Source organism: Streptomyces sp. NPDC001002, from assembly GCF_053599215.1.
In genome coordinates, this window is sequence record NZ_JBSFLV010000025.1 from 72676 (window position 1) to 94226 (window position 21551).

At 70.3% G+C, this 21551-nt stretch carries 20 protein-coding genes; 14 read left to right on the forward strand and 6 right to left on the reverse strand.

What is annotated here, in order from left to right:
- The first annotated feature begins 115 nt into the window (after positions 1-115).
- Entirely contained in the window at positions 116-1057 is a 942-nt protein-coding gene (gene nudC, locus ACWDR3_RS14370; protein WP_450352777.1) for an NAD(+) diphosphatase, read from the forward strand.
- An 80-nt stretch (positions 1058-1137) separates the two neighbouring features.
- Here the strand turns inward: nudC and ACWDR3_RS14375 are convergent, their stop codons facing one another.
- Positions 1138-1395: a mycoredoxin gene (locus ACWDR3_RS14375; RefSeq protein ID WP_450352778.1), complete on the reverse strand. Its 258-nt coding sequence runs from the start codon at positions 1393-1395 to the stop codon at positions 1138-1140.
- A 205-nt stretch (positions 1396-1600) separates the two neighbouring features.
- On the opposite strand from ACWDR3_RS14375, the gene ACWDR3_RS14380 reads away from it, so the two are divergent.
- The 4 genes from ACWDR3_RS14380 to ACWDR3_RS14395 all read left to right on the forward strand — a co-directional run bounded on the left by ACWDR3_RS14380 (position 1601) and on the right by ACWDR3_RS14395 (position 5179).
- Positions 1601-3799, forward strand: a complete 2199-nt coding sequence (locus ACWDR3_RS14380) for an ATP-dependent DNA helicase UvrD2 (RefSeq protein ID WP_450352779.1) — start codon at positions 1601-1603, stop codon at positions 3797-3799.
- Positions 3800-3965: 166 nt separating this feature from the next.
- The gene (locus ACWDR3_RS14385) at positions 3966-4304 is read left to right on the forward strand and encodes a hypothetical protein (protein WP_450352780.1); all 339 of its coding nucleotides are present in this window, start codon (positions 3966-3968) and stop codon (positions 4302-4304) included.
- Between the two features lie 177 nt (positions 4305-4481).
- Positions 4482-4859 (forward strand): WhiB family transcriptional regulator, encoded by a 378-nt coding sequence (locus ACWDR3_RS14390; RefSeq protein WP_123997878.1) that lies wholly within the window; start codon positions 4482-4484, stop codon positions 4857-4859.
- Positions 4856-5179: a hypothetical protein gene (locus ACWDR3_RS14395; protein WP_401713077.1), complete on the forward strand. Its 324-nt coding sequence runs from the start codon at positions 4856-4858 to the stop codon at positions 5177-5179. The genes ACWDR3_RS14390 and ACWDR3_RS14395 overlap by 4 nt, the downstream gene beginning before the upstream one ends.
- 198 nt (positions 5180-5377) lie before the next feature.
- Here ACWDR3_RS14395 and ACWDR3_RS14400 read toward each other — a convergent pair whose 3' ends face one another.
- On the reverse strand, positions 5378-6757 hold the full coding sequence (locus ACWDR3_RS14400; protein ID WP_450352781.1) for an ABC1 kinase family protein: 1380 nt from the start codon (positions 6755-6757) through the stop codon (positions 5378-5380).
- Positions 6750-7976 (reverse strand): TOMM precursor leader peptide-binding protein, encoded by a 1227-nt coding sequence (locus ACWDR3_RS14405; RefSeq protein WP_450352798.1) that lies wholly within the window; start codon positions 7974-7976, stop codon positions 6750-6752. The genes ACWDR3_RS14400 and ACWDR3_RS14405 overlap by 8 nt, the downstream gene beginning before the upstream one ends.
- 318 nt (positions 7977-8294) lie before the next feature.
- On the opposite strand from ACWDR3_RS14405, the gene ACWDR3_RS14410 reads away from it, so the two are divergent.
- The 4 genes from ACWDR3_RS14410 (at position 8295) to ACWDR3_RS14425 (ending at position 12190) form a co-directional block, all read left to right on the forward strand.
- Positions 8295-8891 carry a M48 metallopeptidase family protein gene (locus ACWDR3_RS14410; protein WP_450352782.1) on the forward strand — a complete coding sequence of 199 codons (597 nt, stop codon included), beginning with the start codon at positions 8295-8297 and terminating at the stop codon, positions 8889-8891.
- Between the two features lie 123 nt (positions 8892-9014).
- Positions 9015-10724: a TerD family protein gene (locus tag ACWDR3_RS14415; RefSeq protein WP_450352783.1), complete on the forward strand. Its 1710-nt coding sequence runs from the start codon at positions 9015-9017 to the stop codon at positions 10722-10724.
- Between the two features lie 11 nt (positions 10725-10735).
- The gene (locus ACWDR3_RS14420; RefSeq protein ID WP_450352784.1) at positions 10736-11416 is read left to right on the forward strand and encodes an AIM24 family protein; all 681 of its coding nucleotides are present in this window, start codon (positions 10736-10738) and stop codon (positions 11414-11416) included.
- 18 nt (positions 11417-11434) lie between these two features.
- Positions 11435-12190, forward strand: coding sequence for an AIM24 family protein (locus ACWDR3_RS14425; protein ID WP_450352785.1), 756 nt, complete (start codon positions 11435-11437; stop codon positions 12188-12190).
- A gap of 106 nt (positions 12191-12296) precedes the next feature.
- On the opposite strand, the gene ACWDR3_RS14430 is transcribed toward ACWDR3_RS14425, so the two are convergent.
- Together ACWDR3_RS14430 and ACWDR3_RS14435 are read right to left on the reverse strand one after the other, a co-directional pair.
- Positions 12297-12824, reverse strand: a complete 528-nt coding sequence (locus ACWDR3_RS14430; RefSeq protein ID WP_450352786.1) for an NUDIX hydrolase — start codon at positions 12822-12824, stop codon at positions 12297-12299.
- Positions 12821-14269 (reverse strand): zinc-dependent metalloprotease, encoded by a 1449-nt coding sequence (locus ACWDR3_RS14435; RefSeq protein ID WP_450352787.1) that lies wholly within the window; start codon positions 14267-14269, stop codon positions 12821-12823. Before ACWDR3_RS14435 ends, ACWDR3_RS14430 begins: the two co-directional genes overlap by 4 nt.
- 192 nt (positions 14270-14461) lie before the next feature.
- Between ACWDR3_RS14435 and ACWDR3_RS14440 the strand changes: the two genes are divergently transcribed.
- The 4 genes from ACWDR3_RS14440 (at position 14462) to ACWDR3_RS14455 (ending at position 17700) form a co-directional block, all read left to right on the forward strand.
- Entirely contained in the window at positions 14462-15574 is a 1113-nt protein-coding gene (locus ACWDR3_RS14440) for an SDR family oxidoreductase (RefSeq protein WP_450352788.1), read from the forward strand.
- Positions 15575-15719: 145 nt separating this feature from the next.
- Entirely contained in the window at positions 15720-16181 is a 462-nt protein-coding gene (locus tag ACWDR3_RS14445; protein ID WP_401713051.1) for a molybdenum cofactor biosynthesis protein MoaE, read from the forward strand.
- A 191-nt stretch (positions 16182-16372) separates the two neighbouring features.
- The gene (locus ACWDR3_RS14450; RefSeq protein ID WP_185146053.1) at positions 16373-16537 is read left to right on the forward strand and encodes a hypothetical protein; all 165 of its coding nucleotides are present in this window, start codon (positions 16373-16375) and stop codon (positions 16535-16537) included.
- A 68-nt stretch (positions 16538-16605) separates the two neighbouring features.
- Positions 16606-17700, forward strand: coding sequence for a YlbL family protein (locus tag ACWDR3_RS14455; protein ID WP_450352789.1), 1095 nt, complete (start codon positions 16606-16608; stop codon positions 17698-17700).
- Positions 17701-17735: 35 nt separating this feature from the next.
- On the opposite strand, the gene ACWDR3_RS14460 is transcribed toward ACWDR3_RS14455, so the two are convergent.
- Positions 17736-18278 (reverse strand): PPA1309 family protein, encoded by a 543-nt coding sequence (locus tag ACWDR3_RS14460; protein ID WP_185146052.1) that lies wholly within the window; start codon positions 18276-18278, stop codon positions 17736-17738.
- A gap of 164 nt (positions 18279-18442) precedes the next feature.
- Here ACWDR3_RS14460 and ACWDR3_RS14465 point away from each other — a divergent pair, with 164 nt between their 5' ends.
- A complete protein-coding gene (locus ACWDR3_RS14465; RefSeq protein ID WP_450352799.1) occupies positions 18443-21424 on the forward strand; it encodes a UPF0182 family membrane protein in 2982 nt (993 codons plus the stop codon).
- Positions 21425-21551: the final 127 nt, after the last annotated feature.

The window sequence follows — 21551 nt, forward strand, 5'->3', positions numbered from 1 at the left end:
CTGGAAGAACCGTCCCGAACCGCTCGGCCCCGCCGGACCCGGTCGCCTCCCGCCGTACGTCCCGCCGAACCGCCCACAGAAACAACCCGTTCCCCTGGGGGAGTTGGAAGCACACGTGACCACCTGGACCGACCACACCGCCGACCGCCCCATCTCGCTCACCGCCCCGAGCGGCATCGACCGCGCCGCCCACCACCGGCTCGACGAGGCCTGGCTCGCGGCGGCGTGGAGTCACCCCACAACCCGCTGCTTCGTGGTCTCCGGCGGCCAGGTCCTCATAGACGAGACCCCGGACGGGCACACCGAGATCGTCATGACCCCCTCGTTCGAGGCCCCCCTGACCGAGGCGCATCGCTACTTCCTGGGCACCGACGAGGACGGCGTCAGCTACTTCGCCCTCCAGAAGGACGCCCTGCCCGGCCGCATCGACCAGTCCGCCCGCGCGGCCGGCCTGCGCGAGGCCGGCCTGCTCCTGTCGCCGCGTGACGCGGGCCTCATGGTGCACGCCGTCGGCCTGGAGAACTGGCAGCGCACCCACCGCTTCTGCTCCCGCTGCGGCGAGCGCACCGCCATCGCGGCGGCCGGTCACATCCGCCGCTGCCCGGCCTGCGGCGCCGAGCACTACCCGCGCACCGACCCCGCAGTGATCATGGCGGTCACCGACGACGAGGACCGCATCCTCCTGGGGCGTCAGGTCCACTGGCCCGAGGGGCGTTTCTCGACGCTCGCCGGCTTCGTCGAGCCCGGCGAGTCCATCGAGCAGGCGGTGCGCCGCGAGGTCTTCGAGGAGGCCGGCATCGCCGTCGGCCAGGTCGAGTACGTCGCCAGCCAGCCCTGGCCGTTCCCCTCCAGCCTCATGCTCGGCTTCATGGCCCACGCCACCTCGACCGAGATCGACGTGGACGGCGAGGAGATCCACGAGGCCCGCTGGTTCTCCCGCGACGACCTGGGCGCGGCCTTCGAGTCCGGCGAGGTGCTCCCGCCGTACGGCATCTCGATCGCGGCCCGCCTGATCGAGCTCTGGTACGGCAAGCCGCTGCCGACGAGGAGCGTCTGACCGGCAGTCCGACCAAAAGAGGGCGGCCCCCGAGTACGCGTATGCGTCTCAGGGGCCGCCCTCTGTCGGCAGCACGGCGATCAGACGCCGAGCGCCCGCTTCACCTGGGCAAGACTCGGGTTCGTCATGACGACCTCCGGGCCGCCGTCGGAGGCAATCACCTGCACGGTAGGTACCGTCTGGTTGCCACCGTTCGCCTTCTCCACGAACGCGGCAGACTCCGGGTCCTGCTCGATGTTGATCTCTTCGTACGCGATGCCCTCGCGGTCGAGCTGGCTCTTCAGCCGGCGGCAGTAGCCGCACCACGTGGTGCTGTACATCGTCACAGTGCCCGGCATGTCTCTCGCACTCCTCAGCTGCTCGGGGATCCGTCCTCGCAGAGAGGGAACGTACTTGAAAGGGCCACCATTCCCACACCTGGTGCTGGGCGGGACGTGACGCCGGCCGCACTGGGACGTGACGCCTGCCGCATTAGTACGACTGCGGAGGTGTCCCTGTGGACAACGGGCTCACCTGTCTCCGGCGACCTGGCAGCATGGCGGTGTGACAGCAGCAACGCACTCCACGCTCTTCCCGCAGGTACCGGATTCGGCCGACGCGGTGCTGGAGGGGCTCGACCCCGAGCAGCGCGAGGTGGCCACCGCCCTGCGCGGTCCGGTGTGCGTGCTGGCAGGCGCCGGCACGGGCAAGACTCGGGCGATCACCCACCGCATCGCCTACGGAGTGCGCGCCGGGATCCTGCACCCCTCCAGCGTGCTGGCCGTCACCTTCACCAACCGCGCCGCGGGCGAGATGCGCGGCCGGCTGCGGCAGCTCGGCGCCGCCGGCGTCCAGGCCCGTACCTTCCACTCGGCCGCCCTGCGGCAGCTCCAGTACTTCTGGCCGAAGGCGGTCGGCGGCTCCATGCCCCGGCTCGTCGACCGCAAGATCCAACTCGTCGCGGATGCGGCGGCCGCCTGCCGCATCCGCCTCGACCGGGGCGAACTGCGGGACGTCACCGCCGAGATCGAGTGGTCCAAGGTCACCCAGACCGTCCCCGCCGACTACGCCCTCGCCGCCGTCAAGGCGGGCCGCGACGCGCCCAGGGACCCGGCGGAGATCGCCCAGCTCTACTCGGTCTACGAGGACGTCAAGCGGGACCGTGGGGTCATCGACTTCGAGGACGTCCTGCTGCTGACCGTCGCCGTCCTCCAGGACCGGCACGACATCGCCGAGCAGGTCCGCTCCCAGTACCAGCACTTCGTGGTCGACGAGTACCAGGACGTCAGCCCCCTCCAGCAGCGGCTCCTGGAGCTGTGGCTCGGCGAGCGGGACAACCTGTGCGTGGTCGGCGACGCCAGCCAGACGATCTACTCGTTCACCGGAGCGACCCCCGACCACCTGCTGGACTTCCGCACCCGCCACCCCGGAGCCACCGTCGTCAAGCTCGTCCGCGACTACCGCTCCACACCCCAGGTCGTCCACCTCGCCAACGGTCTCCTCGCGCAGGCCAGCGGCCGGGCCGCCGACCACCGCCTGGAGCTGATCTCCCAGCGCGCGGCCGGCCCCGAGCCCGGCTACACCGAGTACCCCGACGAGCCCGCCGAGGCCGAGGGCGCCGCCCGTCGCATCCGTGAACTCATGGACGCCGGCGTCCCGGCGAGCGAGATCGCCGTCCTGTTCCGGACCAACGCCCAGTCCGAGACCTACGAGCAGGCGCTCGCCGACGCCGGCGTTCCCTACCAACTGCGCGGCGCCGAGCGGTTCTTCGACCGCCCCGAGGTGCGCAAGGCGAGCATCGCCCTGCGCGCGGGGGCACGCTTCGGCGGCAACGACTCCCTCCTGGACGACGTCGTCGACCTGCCCTCCCAGGTGCGTGCCGTGCTGTCGGGGGAGGGCTGGACATCCCAGCCCCCGGCCGGCTCCGGCGCCGCCAGAGAGCGCTGGGAGTCGCTGGCCGCGCTGGTCAACCTCGCCCAGGACTTCGCCGCGGCCAAGCCCGGCGCGAGCCTCGCCGACCTCGTCGCGGAGCTGGACGAGCGGGCCAACGCCCAGCACGCCCCGACCGTGCAGGGCGTCACCCTGGCCTCCCTGCACTCGGCCAAGGGCCTGGAGTGGGACGTCGTCTTCCTGGTCGGCGTCGCCGAAGGCATGATGCCGATCACCTACGCGAAGACCGACGAGCAGATCGAGGAGGAGCGCCGCCTCCTCTACGTCGGCGTCACCCGTGCCCGCGAGCGCCTGCACGTCTCCTGGGCACTCTCCCGCTCTCCCGGCGGCCGGCCGAGCCGCCGCCCCAGCCGCTTCCTGGACGGGCTGCGCCCCGGCTCCACCGGCGCCGCCGGGCGCGCGGCCGTGGGTGGTCCGGGGGGCGTCGAGCGCGGCTTCACCACGAGCAGACCCGCTGCCGTACCCCGGCGCACTCAGCGCACGCCGGCTCGCTGCCGAGTTTGTGGACGCACGCTCACCGACGCCGGTGAGATGAAACTGATGCGCTGTGAGGACTGTCCGTCCGACATGGACGAGGGGTTGTACGAGCGGTTGCGCGAGTGGCGTGCCGTCCAGGCGCAGCGCAGCGGGCAGCCGGCCTTCTGCGTCTTCACCGACAAGACGCTGATGGCGATCGCCGAGGCCGTCCCGGACGACGACGGCGAGCTGGCGCGGATCCCAGGCGTCGGTGTGCGCAAGCTGAACTGTTACGGGGCCGAAGTCCTGGCCATCTGCGCAGGCCAGGGCAGTGGACTAGACGACGAGGAAGACTGATTCAAACTCGTCGAGAAAATAGTTTGCGCATGCCCCGGCAATCCCCATAGGTTCTTATCCACGGGGACGGAGGCCTTCTCGAAGGCCCCGAATCCGTGCTCTACTTACATATCCGTGGGACTGGTTCACCCCAGTCCCCCCGAGACGCCGAGAGGAGGCGAGTCCAGTGATCAGCATCAACAGCAGCTACACCAGCGCCGTCAAAATGACCGATCGCTCGGTCGTCGCCTCCCTGTGCATTCTCGACGCCTCGTTCCAGGGCACCGGTCTGTCCGGCATCCGTGCCGTCCGGCCGGCGTCCTCCGTGTCTCTCGCGGGTCTCCCTGTCCAGGGTCTCCCCGTGAGTGAGCGCAATGAGCGACCGACCAAGGCACTGGAAGCAGTAGCGGCACAGGCGCAGGCCTATGCCTTTGCGGCAGCCGGTGCCGGAAGCCGGAAGAAGACGACGCAGCACCACCTGATGTGGGCCTTCCGTGGGCCAGAACCCTGGAGTGATCCAGCCTGATCGTCGATCAGGCCGGCGCCTTCAGGGCCGCGGAACCCCACCCGGGATCCGCGGCCCTTCTGTTTGTCCTCGAACGGGGACGACGGAGCGAAGGGGCCTCGGGACAGAAGCAGCACCCGGTACCCAGCCGCCACCCGGTCCAACAGGACCGGAACGACCAGACGAGGAAGACCGACCGTGCATCTCGAAGCGCACGCCCCGTCCGTACCGCCTTCCGAAACGATCCCCCCGCCCGGCCTCACGGAGGACTCCACCTTGACCGCCCTCACTCCGCTCACCGCGCTCACCGCGCTTGACGACGCCATCGAGAACCTCGGCGTACCCGTCCCCTGCCGTTCCTACGACCCGGAGGTCTTCTTCGCCGAGTCGCCGGCCGATGTCGAGTACGCCAAGGCCCTGTGCCGCACCTGCCCGCTGATCGAGGCCTGCCTCGCCGGCGCCAAGGAGCGGCGTGAGCCCTGGGGCGTCTGGGGTGGCGAGCTGTTCGTCCAGGGTGTTGTCGTCGCCCGGAAGCGGCCGCGTGGCCGCCCGCGCAAGAACCCGGTCACGGCATGAACATCGCAGGAACGATCGACCGCCCCGTCACGCACGACCCCAAGAAGCAGGCCCCGATGAAGCCGTCCACCAACGAGCCCACTGCCGGCTCCGCGATCGAAGACACCACCACCGGCGCGACCGACTCGCGCCAGAACAGGACCCGCGAGATGCAACTCATCCCAGAAGCCCTGGCTCGTGCGCATATGCACGACCGACTGCAGGAGGCGGAGAGCGAACGCCGGGCCGTGAGCCTGGCGTCCGCCCGCCGGATGCAGCGCCGGGCCGAGCGCGCCTCCAGGCGTGCCCGCCGTGCGCTGGCCATCGCCGTCATGCAGTAACCGATCACACCTGAAGCAGTGGCCTCCCGACCAGGGAGGCGAAAGCTCCCCGCGGGGGCCGGTCCGTCCGAACGGACCGGCCCCCGCGGTCATGTCATGCGGCGGCACAGCGGTCACGCGGACCCGTCGCCACGCGGCACAGCGGTCACGTAGCCCTGGCCCACGCGGCACAGCCGCCGTGCAGGACAGCGGCCGGGATCACGCCTCCGCGGCGGACTCCGCCTCCACGTCCACAACGTCCTCTTCCTCCGGGACGAACCCCGGCAGCCACTCCTCCAGTTCGTCGCGCAGGCGGACCGTCGCGCCCAGCTGGCACAGGACGCCGATCGTGCTGAGCGTCACCCGGTGTATCAGCAGGTACGCGGGCGGCAGGTTGAGCTGCTTGCCGAGTTGGTGGGCGGGGGAGCGGGGGTCGGCGACGCGGGCCGCCTGGCTGCGCATCCAGCCGCGCGTGAAGGTGAACTCGTCGGCCCGGGCCGGCTCGATGATCGGCACCAGGTAGTCGAGGACGGCGCTCGGGTCCAGCTCTATCGAGTCCTTGACGAAGCCCTCCGCGCGCAGGAGTTCGTAGACCGCCTCCGCGTCCCCGTCGAGCGTCATCCGCAGGGAGTCGCCGATCGTAGTCGGCAGGCCGCCCGGGAGGCGGTCGACCGTGCCGAAGTCCAGGACGCCCAGCCGCCAGTCGTCCTCGCCGGCCGGACCGCCGGGCAGCAGACGGAAGTTGCCCGGGTGCGGGTCGGCGTGCAGGAGGCCGGTGCGGGCCGGGCCGGAGAAGAGGAAGCGGGCCAGCAACTGCCCAGCGCGGTCGCGCTGTTCCGGTGTGCCCTCCGAGATGATCTCCGAGAGCGGGATCCCGTCCATCCACTCGGTGATCAGCACCTGCTCGCACTGGTGGACCACGCCGGGCACCACGACGTCCGGGTCGTCCAGGAACTCCTCGGCGTGCGCCTCCTGGGCCTGCGCCTCCAGGGCGTAGTCCAGTTCCTCCGAGACCCGGTCCTTCAGTTCCGCGATCAGGGGCTTGATGTCCATGCCCGGGATGAGGGGGCCCAACAGGCGGGCGAAGCGGCTCAGCTGGTTGAGGTCCGAGAGAAGGGCTTCGCCTGCTCCCGGGTACTGCACCTTGACCGCCACCTCGCGGCCGTCGTGCCACACCCCGTGGTGGACCTGGCCGATCGAGGCCGCAGCCGAGGGCTTCTCCTCGAACTCCAGGAACAGCTCCTGCCAGTTCTTCCCCAGCCGCTCCTCCAGCACCGCGTGCACGGTGCGCGTGGGCATCGGCGGTGCCGCCTCCTGCAGCTTGGTCAGGGCCGCGCGATAGGGGCCCGCGACCTCTTCGGGGAGCGCCGACTCGAACACGGACAGGGCCTGCCCGAACTTCATCGCGCCGCCCTTGAGCTCACCGAGGACCTTGAACAACTGGTCCGCCGTGCGCTGTTGCAGCTCGCGGCCGACGAGCTCCGCCGACTCACCGACGATCCGCTTGCCCAGTCCCCAGGTCGCCCGCCCGGCGAAGCCGAGTGGCAGCGCGGCCAGCTTGGCAGTACGGGTGACCGCCTTGCGGGGAAGATCAGACATGCGCCCTCCAAGTCCCAGCCGGTCGTGCCGTGTCTGCCTTACGGCGGGACTCCTTCGACGACCGATGCCCCTTCATTGTCTCGTGTGACTCCTCGTCCTTAGGTGTGTGTTCCCCCTTACCTTTCTCCGCACCTCTCTCCGAGGCTCCACAAGGGCATGCGGGATGCGCCCAGATCGGCCGCGCATGCCAGTTCAGACCCGGCAGGGACACCTCCCAGCGGGCGCCGGCGCTCGACGGCCGCCGGCCGTCCAGGAACGTGAGTGCGTGTGCGGCGGCCAGGCCGGCGACCGTCGTGGCCAGCGTCAGATCGCAGGGCCGTGCCTGACGCGGTGTCCCGGAGCGCCACTGCGCGACCAGGCGTGGCCAGACCGGGTCCCGGTCGGTGCGCCCCTCGTGCAGACAGCGCGCGCAGCCCGTCTCACCGGGCAGGACCAGAGGGCCCACGACACCGGTCGCCTCCACCACACCGGCGTAAAGGTGCGGGGTGCCCGCGGCGATCAGCGGTTCGGCCTCGGCGGGGGCGGGCGCGTGCACCGCGACGTCGTCCCGCGGGGCCAGGATCACCAGGGCGAAAGCGGGGTCGTCCTCCAAGCGCGTCGACCTCGGACCCCGGCGCGGCGGACGGTCCGGCGCGGATCGGCGGGCCGACCGCCGGGCGGCCTCGTCCCTGCGGTCGCCGACCGACTCGACGGGCAGCCCGCCAGGGGAGACGTCCCACGGCTCGACCCGGCCCACATCGCGCACGTCGACCTCACCGATCCCGGCACCCGCCAGCAGCGCGGCGATGAGCGCACCCACCCGCCCTGCACCCCGAACCTGTACGCGCAGTGACCGGCGGGCCGCGAGGCGCCCCATCGCGTCGCCCGGCTCGGCGGTGAGCAGGGACAGGGAGGCGAGGTCCGGGCGCAGCCGGTCGACGACGTCCTTCTTGCCGCGCAAGGTGTCCGCTGCTGGGCCGCCTCCCCTCGCGTCGTCCAGCAGACCGGCCTTCGCCAGCCCTGCCACCAGCGTGTCGACATGCCCGTCGGGCAGGTCCATGCGACGGCCCTCCTCGCGCAGCAGCGGCAACCCGCGGGTGCCGTTGAGCTGGTCCAGGAAGCTGCCGGTCGCCGTGTCCACCGGCCCTAGGGTCAGCGCGTGCGCCGGAGCCATCCCGAACTGCACGGTGTTGAGATCACGCCAGGCCCGCCTGAACGCGGGCTTCACCACCGGAACCATCCGGTCGCCGACCGGGTCCTCGATGCGACCCGCCCGACCCTTGTGATCCACCTCGTTCATCCGATCCGTCTGATCCATTCGGTCCATCGACTGCATGGCAGGCCCCCGTCGTACGTCCCCGTGAGCCGGTGGAGCCCGTCCTGGTTCCGCCGGCGAGAGTCAGCATGCCCGGACCGGGCGAGGGGGTGCCGAAAGTTGTCCACAGGGGGTGGATATTCGTCGTACAAATCAAACGCTCGGTGGGGGATCGCCACGGAACCGCATCGGAACCGTCCCGGAGTCGGGACTTCCCGCGTGTGCAACGGGTAACGTCGGGGCGTGCCCGCCGACCCACTGCACAGCGCCGGAATGCCACAGCGCAGTACGACGAGCCAGCCGCCGAGCGGCTCGGGGGCGAGCGCGATCGAGGTTCGCAGGAGCGCCCGTCGCCGTAGGACGGTCTCCGCGTATCGCGAGGGCGATCGCACCGTCGTACTGATCCCTGCCCGGATGTCCGAGGCGGAGGAGCAACGCTGGGTCACCGTCATGCTCGACAAACTCGCCGCACAGGAAAGCAAACGGGTGCTCGGCGACGACGAGCTCGCGGAGCGCGCCGCGCGGCTGTCGGCCCAGTACTTCGAGGGGCGGGCCCGGCCCACCTCGGTGCGCTGGGTCACCAACCAGAACACGCGCTGGGGCTCGTGCACCCCGGCCGAGGGCAGCATCCGGCTGTCGCACCGGCTGCAGGGCATGCCCGAGTACGTCGTCGACTACGTGCTCCTGCACGAACTGGCGCATTTGCTGGTGCCCGGACACGGGCCGCGTTTCTGGCGGCTCCTGGAGGCCTACCCCCGCACCGAGCGGGCCCGGGGCTACCTCGAAGGGGTGGTCGCCGCCGATCGGTTGCCGCATCCGCCCGGAGCCCGCGGCGACTGACGGCTCCTCCTTGGCGCAGATGGGTCTTGTGTACCGGGTCTGTACCGACTTCCTCCGGTGTCGGCGTTTGCCGTTAGCCTGACGCGACGCACTCGCATTCGGGATGGGGGACGGTCGTTACGCATGGCCAGGGAATTCCAACGCGGCCACAAGGCCAAGATCAGTGATCTCACTGCGGGCACCGATCTGTACGTAGGTGTGCAGATCGGCGGCCCCGGGCTGACGTTCGACATCAGCTGCTTCGGTCTGGACGCCGACGAACGGCTCTCGGACGACCAGTACTTCGTCTTCTTCAACCAGCCGAAGACTCCCGAGGAGTCCATCCAGCTGCTGGGCGCGCAGGCGGGCGACACGGAGTCCTTCCGGGTCACGCTCGACCGGATCCCGGCGAAGATCCACAAGCTGTCGTTCACGGCGACGATCGACGGCGCCGGGCAGATGTCGCAGGTCGCCCCCGGGTACATCCGGATCGTCGCGGGCGGCGACGAGGTGGCCCGGTACTCCTTCAACGGCGCGGAGTTCTCCACGGAGCGTGCCGTGATGCTGGGCGACTTCTACCTGAAGGACGTGTGGCGGTTCGCGGCCGTCGGACAGGGTTTCGACGGCGGTCTGGACGCGCTGCTGAAGAACTTCGGCGGCGAGGTCGCCGAGGAGGAGGCGCCCGCGGCGCCCGCTCCGCAGCAGCCACAGACCGGCGCCGCCCCCGGGTTCGCCCCGCCGGCCCAGTCCGCCGCCCCGCCCGCGTTCGGCGCCCCGGCGGCCCCGGCGCCCGCCCCTGCTCCCTTCGCGGCACCGCAGCCTGCCCCGCAGGGCTTCACACCGCCGCCGCCCCCGGCTCCGGCGCCCGCACCGGGCGTGCACGGCGCGCCCACCGTCATCGCGCCGATGACCCCGCCCGGCGGCGCCCAGGTGCCGCCGCCCGCCCCGGCGCCCGCGCCCTACGGCCAGCCGCCCCAGCAGCAGCCGTACGGTCAGCCGCCCGGCCAGAGCGCCCCGCCGCCGCCCGGCTACGGACAGCCCCAGGCACCGCAGGCGCCCCACGCCCCGGGCCCGCCGCCCGGCTACGGGCAGCCGACCCCGCCGCCGGGCTACGGTCAGCAGCCCGCCGCCTTCGGGCAGGTCCCGGGTCAGCAGCAGGCGTACGCCGTCCCCCAGGGCGCTCCGCAGGGCGGTGCCGGTGTGACCGCGGCGCTCCAGCAGTTCAAGGAGACGCCCACCGGGCAGCGCTGGACGCAGCAGAACAAGAAGCTCGTCCGCGTCGACCTCGGCATCGGCGGCCAGCCCGTGCTCGCCCGGCAGGGCAGCATGGTGCTCTACCAGGGCAAGGTCGACTTCAGCTACAAGGGCGCCGGGTTCGCCGGCCGGCTCGTGGGCAACGCGACCGGCCAGGAGATGCAGCTGATGCGCTGCACCGGCCAGGGCCAGGTCTTCCTCGCCGAGGAGGCCACCCATCTGCACCCCGTCGAGCTCCAGGGCGACGCGATCTGCGTCTCCGCGGAGAACGTCCTCGCCTTCGACGAGAGCCTCCAGTACGAGGTCAGACGCATCGAGGGACACGGCATCCCCGGGGGCGCGCTGTTCACGATGCAGTTCCAGGGCACCGGCACGATCGTCGTCAAGACGCACGGCACGCCCGTGGTGCTGCCGGTCACGCCGACCACCTTCGCCGACTGCAACGCGGTCGTCGCCTGGTCGGCCGCCGCCCAGGTGATCGTCTCCAGCCAGGTCCGCATGCGCCGCAACGCCTACCCGGGCGACACCGGCGAGAGCGTCAACCTGCAGTTCCGGGCCGCCCCCGGCAACTTCGTCGTCGTCCAGCCCTACGAGGTCTGAGGGAGCCCGTCATGAACCAGCCACTCGCGGGCTTCGCCCCCGCCCCCGTCACCGCCCGGATGGAGAACCACGGCAACCACATGCTGAAGGTCGCCATGCAGTCCGGCAGCGACCTCTTCGCGCGCGTGGGCTCGATGGTCGCCTACGAAGGCTTCATCCAGTACGAGCCCAACCCGCCCGCCGTCCGCCAGATCGCCCGCGACTGGATGACCGGCGAGGGCGCCCCGCTGATGAAGTGCTCCGGCGACGGCCTGCTCTACCTCGCCGACTACGGCGCGGACGTCGTCGTCATCAACCTCAACGGCGACGGCATCTCCGTCAACGCCACCAACCTGCTCGCCTTCGACAGCCACCTCACCTGGGGCGTCGAGCGCGTCAAGGGCCTGGCGAAGTTCGCCGGACAGGGCCTGTGGAACACCAAGATCACCGGACAGGGCTGGGTCGCGCTGACCTCCCGGGGCAAGCCGATCGTCGTCGACTGCGGCGGCGGCGAGGACGAGACCTACGTCGATCCCGACGCGCTCGTCGCCTGGTCCCCGAACCTCAAGGTGAAGGGCAAGCGCAGCTTCAAGGCGCAGTCACTGATCGGCCGCGGCAGCGGGGAGGCCTACCAGATGGCCTTCTCCGGTCAGGGCATCGTCGTCGTCCAGCCCAGCGAGGACAGCACCGACCGCCTCCGGGTCCGGGGCTGAGGGGGAGCCAGAACCGTCATGCAGAGCTCGCTTTTCGCCTACAACGACCAGCAGACCCAGGAACGCTGGAGCCTGCAGAACAAGCAGATGCTGCGCGTCACCCTGGAGGGCCACGACGACATCCTCGCCCGCAAGGGCACGATGGTCGCCTACCAGGGGCTCGTCGAGTTCGACGCCGAGTACCAGAACACCCAGCAGGCGTACGCGCGTGCCGCCACCGGCGAGGGCCTCAACCTCATGCGCTGCCACGGGCAGGGCACGGTCTACCTCGCCAACCTCGCCCAGCACGTCCACGTGATGGACGTCGAGCAGGACGGCCTCACCGTCGACAGCAGCTACGTGCTGGCGATGGACTCCTCATTGCACCACGAGGTCATCGCCGTCGACAGCCAGTACGGCATCTCCGGCTCGGGCAAGTACCAGCTCAACATCACCGGCCGCGGCCGGGTCGCCCTGATGACGTCGGGTGCGCCGCTGCTGATGCAGGTGACGGCCGACAAGTACGTCAACTGCGACGCCGACGCGATCGTCGCCTGGTCGACCGGCCTGCGCGTGCAGATGCAGGCCCAGACGCACTCCTCCGGGGTGTGGCGCCGGCGCGGCAACACCGGTGAGGGCTGGGAGCTCAGCTTCATGGGCAGCGGGTTCGCACTCGTCCAGCCCAGCGAGCTGCTGCCGCCGCAGCACACCCAGATCGGCGGCGGCCTCGCCGGGCAGTACGGCATGGGGCAGCAGGGGGTGCGGGCGCAGAACCAGGGCAACGCCTGGAGCTGAGCCCAGGAGTACGACGTAGCGGGGAGTACGACGTAAGGGGCGCCGGCCACTGCGGGCGCCCCTTACGCATGTCCCAAGCGCCGATCCCGGGAGCCGACCGCAGCTACTACGCGCCGAGCCTCGCGCGCGTCGCCTCCAGCAGGCGCAGGACCGACTCGTCGGCCACCTCGGCGACCTCGTCGTAGCCGAACCAGCGCAGGTCGAGGGACTCGTCGCTGATCTCCTGCACCGCGCCGGGGGGCGCCAGGACCGCGTACTGCACGTCGAAGTGCCAGTGGCACGGCGCCGGGATCGCGTGGCGGTCCAGGCGGACCGGGCCGCCCGGCAGCAAGGTCAGCCCCGAGATTCCGGACTCCTCCGTGGCCTCGCGCAGGGCCGCCGCCTCCAGGGAGGTGTCCTCCGGCTCGCAGTGGCCACCCATCTGGAGCCACATCCGCAGCTTCTTGTGCAGGGTCAGCAGCACGCGTTCGCGCGACGGGTCGATCACCAGGGCGCTCGCCGTGATGTGGCCCGCGTGGCAGGCCTTCCACAGGCCGTCCGGGTGCGCCTGGAGATGGTCCAGATAGGCCTGGCGCAGCTCTTCCTGGCCCTCGTACCCCTTGAGTACGAGGACCGTGTCGTCGTACAGGCTCACTCGCCGTCGTCGCCCTTGGCGTCGCCCTCGGTGTCGTCCTTCTTCAGGTTCGGCTTCTCGGCTGAACCGTCCGCCGCCTCGCCGAGCATCTTGTCGAGCTCGGAGAAGTCCAGCTGCTCGCGGTGCACGAAGCCGTCCGGGTCGTCCAGGTCGGAGGCGGTCGGCAGCATGTCCGGGTGGGCCCACAGGGCGTCCCGGCCGTCGACCCCGCGCGCGTCCGTGAGGGACGCCCACAGGCGGGAGGCGTCGCGCAGCCGGCGCGGGCGCAGCTCCAGGCCGATCAGCGTGGCGAAGGTCTGCTCCGCCGGGCCGCCCGTCGCGCGGCGGCGGCGCAGGGTCTCGCGCAGCGCGTCCGCGGACGACAGCCGAGGCTTGGCGGCGGCGTGGACCACCGCGTCCACCCAGCCCTCGACGAGCGCCAGCGCCGTCTCAAGGCGAGCCAGGGCCGCCTTCTGCTCGGGCGAGTCCTCCGGCTGGAACATGCCTTGCTGAAGGGCGTCCTGCAGCTGCTCCGGGTTCTGCGGGTCGAACTGGCCGACCACGTCCTCCAGCTTGGCCGTGTCGACCTTGATCCCGCGCGCGTAGCCCTCGACCGCGCCGAACAGGTGCGAGCGCAGCCACGGCACGTGCGCGAAGAGGCGCTGGTGGGCGGCCTCGCGCAGGGCGAGATACAGCCGCACCTCCTCCTTGGGCACGCCGAGGTCCTTGCCGAACGCCTCGATGTTCACCGGCAGCAGCGCGGCCCGGCCTGCCGGACCGAGCGGGAGCCCGACATCGGAGGAGCCGACGACCTCGCCCGCGAGCACGCCGACGGCCTGCCCGATCTGGGTGCCGAACATGGCGCCGCCCATCGAGCGCATCATGCCGATCAGCGGGCCCGCCATGGCCTGCATCTCCTCCGGCAGGACATCGCCCATCGCCGCGCCGACGCGCTCCGCGACCGGGTCGACGAGCTCCTGCCACGCGGGCAGGGTCGCCTCGACCCACTCCGCGCGGGACCACGCCACGGCGGTGCCGGAGCCCGACGGCAGGGACGTCGCGTCGTCCAGCCACAGGTCGGCCAGGCGCACGGCCTCCTGGACCGCGGTGCGCTCGGCGGGGCCGACGCTCGCGTCCTTGGTGCCGTCCTCGGTGCCCTGGGCCACGGTCTGGCGGGCGATCTGTTTGGCCATGTCCCAGTTCACCGGGCCGCCCTCGTACGAGAGCATCTGGCCCAGTTGCTGGAAGGCCGCGCCCAGGTCGTTGGGGTTCAGCGAACCGAACATGGCTGCGAGCGGATTGTCCGCACCGGGGCCGCCAAAGCCGCCGGCGCCGGGCAGCCCGCCAAATCCGAACGGGTTGGCCGGGCCCTGACCACCACCGCTCTGCTGGTCCTTCTTCTTGCCCTCGTCGCCGTCGTCCGGCTCCTCCGGCGGAAGGCCGAATCCGAATGGGGTGTCACTCACGGGATTCCTCGGCTGGTAAGGCCACCGGTTGCCTCCGGCGGCACGACTGCCCGATAACACCACCCAGCGTAGACACCGCGGACCGATCGGGCCTCGGTGCTTCGCCGACTCGCGGCCTGCGGCAGGATGGATGCCACCTGGTACGTACGCGTCACTCGCGCTCGTACTGAAGACAACCGCTGGAGACGCCCGGTGAGTTCCCCAGATCCGCAGGTTCGCGCAGCGCGAAACGAATCAACCCCGCCCGCACTGCGCGGGCCCGTCGTCGCGGTCACCGGCGCCGCGACCGGCATCGGAGCGCTGCTCACCGAGCGGTTGGCCGCCTCGCGGGAGATCAAGCAGGTCATCGCCATCGACGAGCGGCGGGGCGAGTGCGCGGCGGCCCAGTGGCACATCCTGGACGTACGGGATCCGGCCATCGCCGACAAGCTACGCGGCGCGGACGTCGTCGTGCACCTCGCGCTCGACCTGGACCTGGAGACCGATGCCGCCGCCCGGACGGCGTACAACGTCCGGGGGACGCAGACCGTGCTGACGGCGGCCGCCGCGGCCGGGGTCCATCGCGTGGTGCTGTGCACGTCCGCGATGGTCTACGGGGCGCTGCCGGACAACGAGCTGCCGCTGTCGGAGGACGCCGAGCTGCGCGCGACGGCCGAGGCCACGGGCGTCGGCGACCTGCTGGAGATCGAGCGGCTCGCACGGCGCGCGCCCCGGGCGCACCCCGGCCTCAATGTCACCGTCGTCCGTCCCGCCATCCTCGTCGGCGGCACCGACACCGCGCTGACCAGGTACTTCGAGTCGCCCCGGCTGCTCGTGGTGGCCGGTTCGCGGCCCGCCTGGCAGTTCTGCCACGTCGAGGACCTGTGCAGCGCCCTGGAGTACGCCGTCCTGGAGAAGGTCGACGGGGAACTCGCCGTGGGCTGCGAGGGCTGGCTGGAGCAGGAGGAGGTCGAGGAGCTCAGCGGGATCCGGCGGATGGAACTGCCGTCCGCGGTGGCGCTCGGCGCGGCGGCCCGGCTGCACCGCATCGGGTTGACGCCGTCCCCGGCCGGCGACCTGGCGTACACGATGTACCCCTGGGTGGTCAGCGGGAGCCGGCTGCACGACGCGGGGTGGCGGCCGCAGTGGACCAACGAGGAAGTGCTCGCCGAGCTCCTGGAGGAGGTCACCGGGCGCCACACGGTCGTCGGCCGGCGACTGGGCCGCAAGGACGCGACCGCGGCCGGCGCGGCGGGCGCGACGGTGGCTCTGCTGGGTGCGGCGGCCGTGGTGCGGCGCGCGCGGAAGGCACGGCGGCGGATCTGACCGGCGGATCTGACTGGCAGGTCGTCTCCGGCGCGCACCCTGTGATCCCCGCGGCGCGCTCTGTAGGAGGCTCCAAGGCGGCACGTACGCGTGCCTGGTGAAAGTGGTATTCCACGCTGTCGCGCGCGTGAGGCACGATGGAGTCATGGCATCCACGAGCGACCACCCCGGTGAGCAGGCCGCGGACGATCCCATCAGGCTGATCGCGATCCGTGACACGGCCCTGTCCGTCGACGAGGTCTTCAAGGCTGTCGGGGACTCCGCAGCCGGCGGGAGCACGCTGTTCGTCGGAACCGTGCGCGACCACGACGGCGGTGCGGACGTCGAGCGGCTCGGGTACTCGTGCCATCCCAGCGCCGAGGCCGAGATGCGGCGGATCGCCGAGAAGGTCGTAGCCGAATACCCGGTGCGGGCGCTGGCCGCCGTTCACCGCATCGGTGACCTGGAGGTCGGCGACATCGCCGTCGTCGTCGCCGTGTCCTGCCCCCACCGGGGCGAGGCCTTCGCCGCGTCACGGAAGCTGATCGACGACCTCAAGCACGAAGTGCCGATCTGGAAGCATCAGACGTTCTCCGACGGCACCGAGGAGTGGGTCGGCGCCTGCTGACCTCCTTCGCGCCAGTTGGCCCCCTCGGCGCCCACTGCCCGGCGCGCGCCCCCGCGCGAACCACTGCGCGGCCTTCTTGGCGCTCCCTCCGGTTGCGTAACCGGACCCCGGGCACGAGCGTTGTCAGTGCGGCTGGTTAATCTGCTGATCAGTCAGTTCGCGCGCACACTCACCAGGGTTGGGAGGTCGACATGGGAGCGCTTGTCTGGTTGTTGATTCCGTTCATCGCCGCGGTCGGCGCCGGCCTCTGGGGAAGTTGGGCCAACCGCACCCGCAAAGTCCGCAGCGACGGCCCCGAGCTGGACGGATACGCGCGGTTCCGCGAGGCCATGGAGAAGTCCGACTCGCGCACCTGACGCCCCGCCACCGGGAGCAGAGGTGGGGCTGACGGTGCGCTGACAGTGACGTCCCGTACTGTCGTGCCATGCCACGCCGCACCGCGACGATGCTCGCCTCCACCCTGATGCTGATCGCGCTCCTGTGCGCGGGAGTCTTCATCCCCGTCCCGTACTCGGAGATGTCACCGGGGCCGACCGTGAACACGCTCGGGGACCACGACGGCGAGCCGGTGCTCCAGATCTCCGGCCACAAGACCTACGCGGCGACCGGCCACCTGAACATGACGACCGTCCGGGTCACCAGCGCCGACTACCGGATGAACCTCGTCGAGGCCGTGTACGGCTGGCTCGCGCACGACAACAAGGTCGTCCCGCACGACACGCTCTACCCGGACGGCAAGACGGAGGAGCAGTCCACCCAGGAGAACGCCGAGGAGTTCAGCCAGTCCCAGGAGAGCGCGAAGGTCGCCGCCCTGCGGGCGCTGAAGGTCCCGGTGAAGTCCTGGGTGATCGTCTCCACCGTCGTCAAGGACTCCCCGGCCGAGGGCAAGCTGCACGCCGGTGACGTCATCAAGGCCGTCGACGGCACCACCGTCAAGGAGCCGACCGACGTCGCCGACCTGGTGACCAAGCATCAGCCGCGCCAGGACGTCGTCTTCACGATCGTGCCGGCCAAGGAGCAGGCCGCCGCCGAGAAGGAGCACAAGACGGCGACCAAGACGCAGAAGATCACGCTCACCACCGCCGCCTCGCACGACGAGGGCGAGAAGCGCGCGATCGTCGGGATCTCCGCCGGGACCGACCACACGTTCCCGTTCACCATCGACATCAAGCTCGCCGACGTCGGCGGACCGAGCGCCGGTCTGATGTTCTCGCTCGGCATCTACGACAAGCTCACCCCGGGCAACCTCACCGGCGGCAAGTTCGTGGCCGGCACCGGGACCATCGACGACGAGGGCAAGGTCGGCCCGATCGGCGGCATCGAGATGAAGACGGTGGGCGCGCGCAGCAAGGGCGCCCAGTACTTCCTGACGCCGGCCGACAACTGCAAGGCCGCCGCCAAGGACACCCCCGACGGCCTCACCCTGGTCAAGGTGAAGACCATCGACGACGCCCTCGGCGCGCTGAAGGACATCCGCTCCGGCAAGACCTCCGCCCTGCCGAAGTGCACGACCTCGTAGCCGAACGGACTCCCCGGCACCCCTCGTAGGAGCCTCTACTCCTCGAAGGTGGCCGACAGTGCCTCCGCGAGGCCCGGTACCAGGTCGCCGCCCGTGAGGACCTCCGTCGGCGTGTCCTTCTCGCGCAGCCGCAGGGCCGAGTCGCGGGCGCCGTCACGCAGCACCGCGACCGTCATCCGGACCTCCTGACGGCTGGGGTGCTCGGCCACCCACTGGGCGAGCTTCTTCTCGTTCAGCCCCTCGGGGACGGACGCCTCGGCGGACGGCGGCAGCATCAGCCGCTCCACCGTGAGCGCGCAGCCGACCACCGCGTCGGGCCAGGCGATCGTGCCGAGGAACTCGTCCAGCGGTTTGCCGGCCGGGATCTCCTCCTGCTCGATGGGGGTGAGAGCGGTGACTTCCTGTTCGTCCGTCAGGCCGAGCTGGGCCGCGAGGGCGGGTTCCTGGACCCGCAGCCGTGCGGTGTCTACGAGGGCGAAGAGGCGGGCGGGCTGGTCCCAGCCGAGGCCGGAGACGTACTCGTCGATCTCGAGTACGGCCCGGGTGAGCGGGCTCGCCGCCATGGGAGTGTTGGACATGGTCACAATCCTGCCTCGTTCGTCACCTGAATCGGGAACCGAGTAAACGGTGAGTAAGTTGCATAGGTGTGGGCCCGCGATCACGGGGGGCCACGGAAGGTCCACGAACACGCGGGCCTGACGGATCGACAGCGAACTTCGAGGTGCGCACCTTGGCTTTCCAGATGCCCGACCGCGGCGGAGGCCCGACGGGGCCGCGGATGAGAGTGGGCCGTCCTTCGCGGCGCGTCCGGACCCTGCTCATGACCCTGGGGGTGCTGGCCGTCCTCGGCATGGCGTTCACCATGTTCGCGGGCTTCTGGACGGACTGGCTCTGGTATCGGTCCGTGCAGTACTCGTCCGTCTTCACCACCACGCTGTGGACCAAGATCGGCCTGTTCTTCGTCTTCGGCCTGCTGATGGCCCTCGCGGTCGGCTTCAACATCTGGCTCGCGCACCGGCTGCGGCCGCCGCTGAGCGCCATGTCGATGGAGCAGCAGAGCCTGGACCGCTACCGGATGGGCATCGCGCCCTACAAGAGGTGGCTGCTGCTCGGCATCACCTCCCTGGTCGGACTGATCGCCGGCGCGTCGGCGTCCAGCCAGTGGCGCACCTGGCTGATGTGGGTCAACGGCGTCTCCTTCCACCAGAAGGACCCGCAGTTCCACCTCGACGTGTCCTTCTACGCGTTCGACCTGCCCTGGTACCGGTTCCTGCTCGGCTTCGGCTTCGCCGCCGCGATCCTCTCCGTGATCGCCGCCGCCCTCACCCACTACCTGTACGGCGGGCTGCGGGTCACCTCCCCGGGCGCGCGTGCGACCGCCGCCGCGACCGGGCACCTGTCGGTGCTGCTCGGCATCTTCGTCGCCCTCAAGGCGGTCGCGTACTGGCTCGACCGGTACGGCCTCGCGGTGAAGTCCAGCGACTTCAAGGCGACGGACAACTGGACCGGCCTGAGGTACGTCGACGCGAACGCCTATCTGCCGGCCAAGACGATCCTGTTCTGCATCGCCGTCATCTGCGCGCTGCTGTTCTTCGCCACCCTGTGGCGGCGCACCTGGCAGCTCCCGGTGATCGGCTTCGGCCTGATGGTGCTCTCGGCGATCCTCATCGGCGGGCTCTACCCGGCGATCGTCCAGAAGTTCCAGGTCCAGCCGAACGAGCAGGCCAAGGAAGCGCCGTACGTCGAGAAGAACCTCAAGGCGACGCGCCAGGCGTACGGCATCGACGACGCCAAGGTCACCGAGTACTCGGGCACCAGCAATACCAAGGACAAGACCAAGCTGCGCGACGACGTCGACTCCACGGCGAGCATCCGCATCCTGGACCCGAACATCGTCTCGCCGACCTTCCAGCAGCTCCAGCAGATCAGGAACTACTACGCGTTCCCGACCAACCTGGATGTCGACCGCTACAGCAAGGACGGCAAGGACCAGGACACGGTCATCGGTCTGCGTGAGCTGAACCTCAACGGCATTCCGAAGAACAACTGGATCAACGACCACTTCCGCTACACCCACGGCTACGGCGTGGTCGCCGCCAAGGGCACCACGGCCGACTCCGAGGGCCGCCCGGTCTTCACCGAGTCCGACCTGCCCTCCAAGGGCGACCTGGGCTCGTACGAGCAGCAGATCTACTACGGCGAGAAGACCACCACGTACTCGATCGTCGGCGGTCCCCAGAAGGAGATCGACTACTCCGACGACAGCGGTGAGAAGACCACCAGCTACACCGGCAAGAGCGGGGTCAACCTCTCCAACCCGATCAACCGGGCCGCGTACGCGGTGGCGTTCAGCGAGCCGCAGATGCTCTACTCCGGCGCGATCGGCGAGGGTTCGCGGATCCTGTACAACCGCACGCCCAAGGAGCGCGTCGAGGCGGTCGCCCCGTGGCTGACCATCGACGGTGACGCCTATCCGGCGGTGGTGGACGGCCGTATCCAGTGGATCGTCGACGCGTACACCACGACGAACGGATACCCGTACGCCTCGCGTACGACCCTCGGTGACACGACGGCGGACTCGCTGACCGCGACGAACAACTCGCGCGCGGTGGTGGCCCAGCAGAACCAGGTCAACTACATCCGCAACTCGGTGAAGGCGACCGTCGACGCGTACACCGGCCAGGTCAAGCTCTACCAGTGGGACACCGAGGACCCGGTCCTGAAGACCTGGATGAAGGCGTTCCCGAACACGGTCAAGGCGAAGTCGTCCATCTCGCCCGAGTTGATGGCCCATCTGCGGTATCCGCAGGACCTGTTCAAGGTCCAGCGCGAGCTGCTCACCCGCTATCACGTGAAGGACGCGCAGACGTTCCTGTCCGGCAGCGAGGTGTGGCAGGTGCCCGACGACCCGACCAACAAGTCGGGCAACGCGGTGCCGCCGTACTACCTCAGTATGAAGATGCCCGACCAGGCGTCCCAGGCGTTCTCGCTGACGACGACCTTCACGCCCAACGGCCGGGACAACCTGAGCGCGTTCATGACGGTCGACGCCGAGGCGGGCAGTACCGACTACGGCAAGATCAGAGTGCTGAAACTACCGACCAGCACGACCGTCAACGGGCCTAAACAGGTGCAGAGCCAGTTCAACTCCGAACAGGACATCGCCGAGTCGATCAAGCTGCTCAAGGGCGGCGACTCCGAGGTCGAGTACGGCAACCTGCTGACGGTCCCGTTGGACGGCGGACTGCTGTACGTGGAGCCCGTCTACGTGCGCGGTGGCGGCCTCAAGTACCCGCTGCTGAGAAAGGTGTTGGTGACCTACGGAGGCAACACCGCCTTCGAGGACACCCTCGACGAGGCCCTCAACAAGGTCTTCGGAGCGGAGGGTCCGGTCACCACACCACCGGACGACACCACCACCAACCCGCCACCGACGTCCAACAACCCCACGGTCCAAGAGGCGTTGAACGACGCCCAGAAGGCCTTCGACGCCGGCCAGGCGGCCCTGAAGAAGGGCGACTGGGAGGCGTACGGCAAGGCGCAGAAGGATCTGGAGGACGCGCTGCAGCGGGCCGAGGACGCGCAGTCCAACGCCGACAAGACGAGCGGCAGCGGTGGTGCCAAGAGCAGCCCGAGTCCCAGCGGCAGTCCCAAACCCGGTTCCAGTCCCAGCAGCAGTCCCAGCGCCACGAGCAGACCGAGCAGCAGTCCGGGCAGCGCCTGACCGGGGATCCCGCGGCACTTGACCGGCCGCAAGACCGGTCAAGTGCCCACCTCGCACCGTGGTACGGTTGCCACACAACGGCGCGGGGTGGAGCAGCTCGGTAGCTCGCTGGGCTCATAACCCAGAG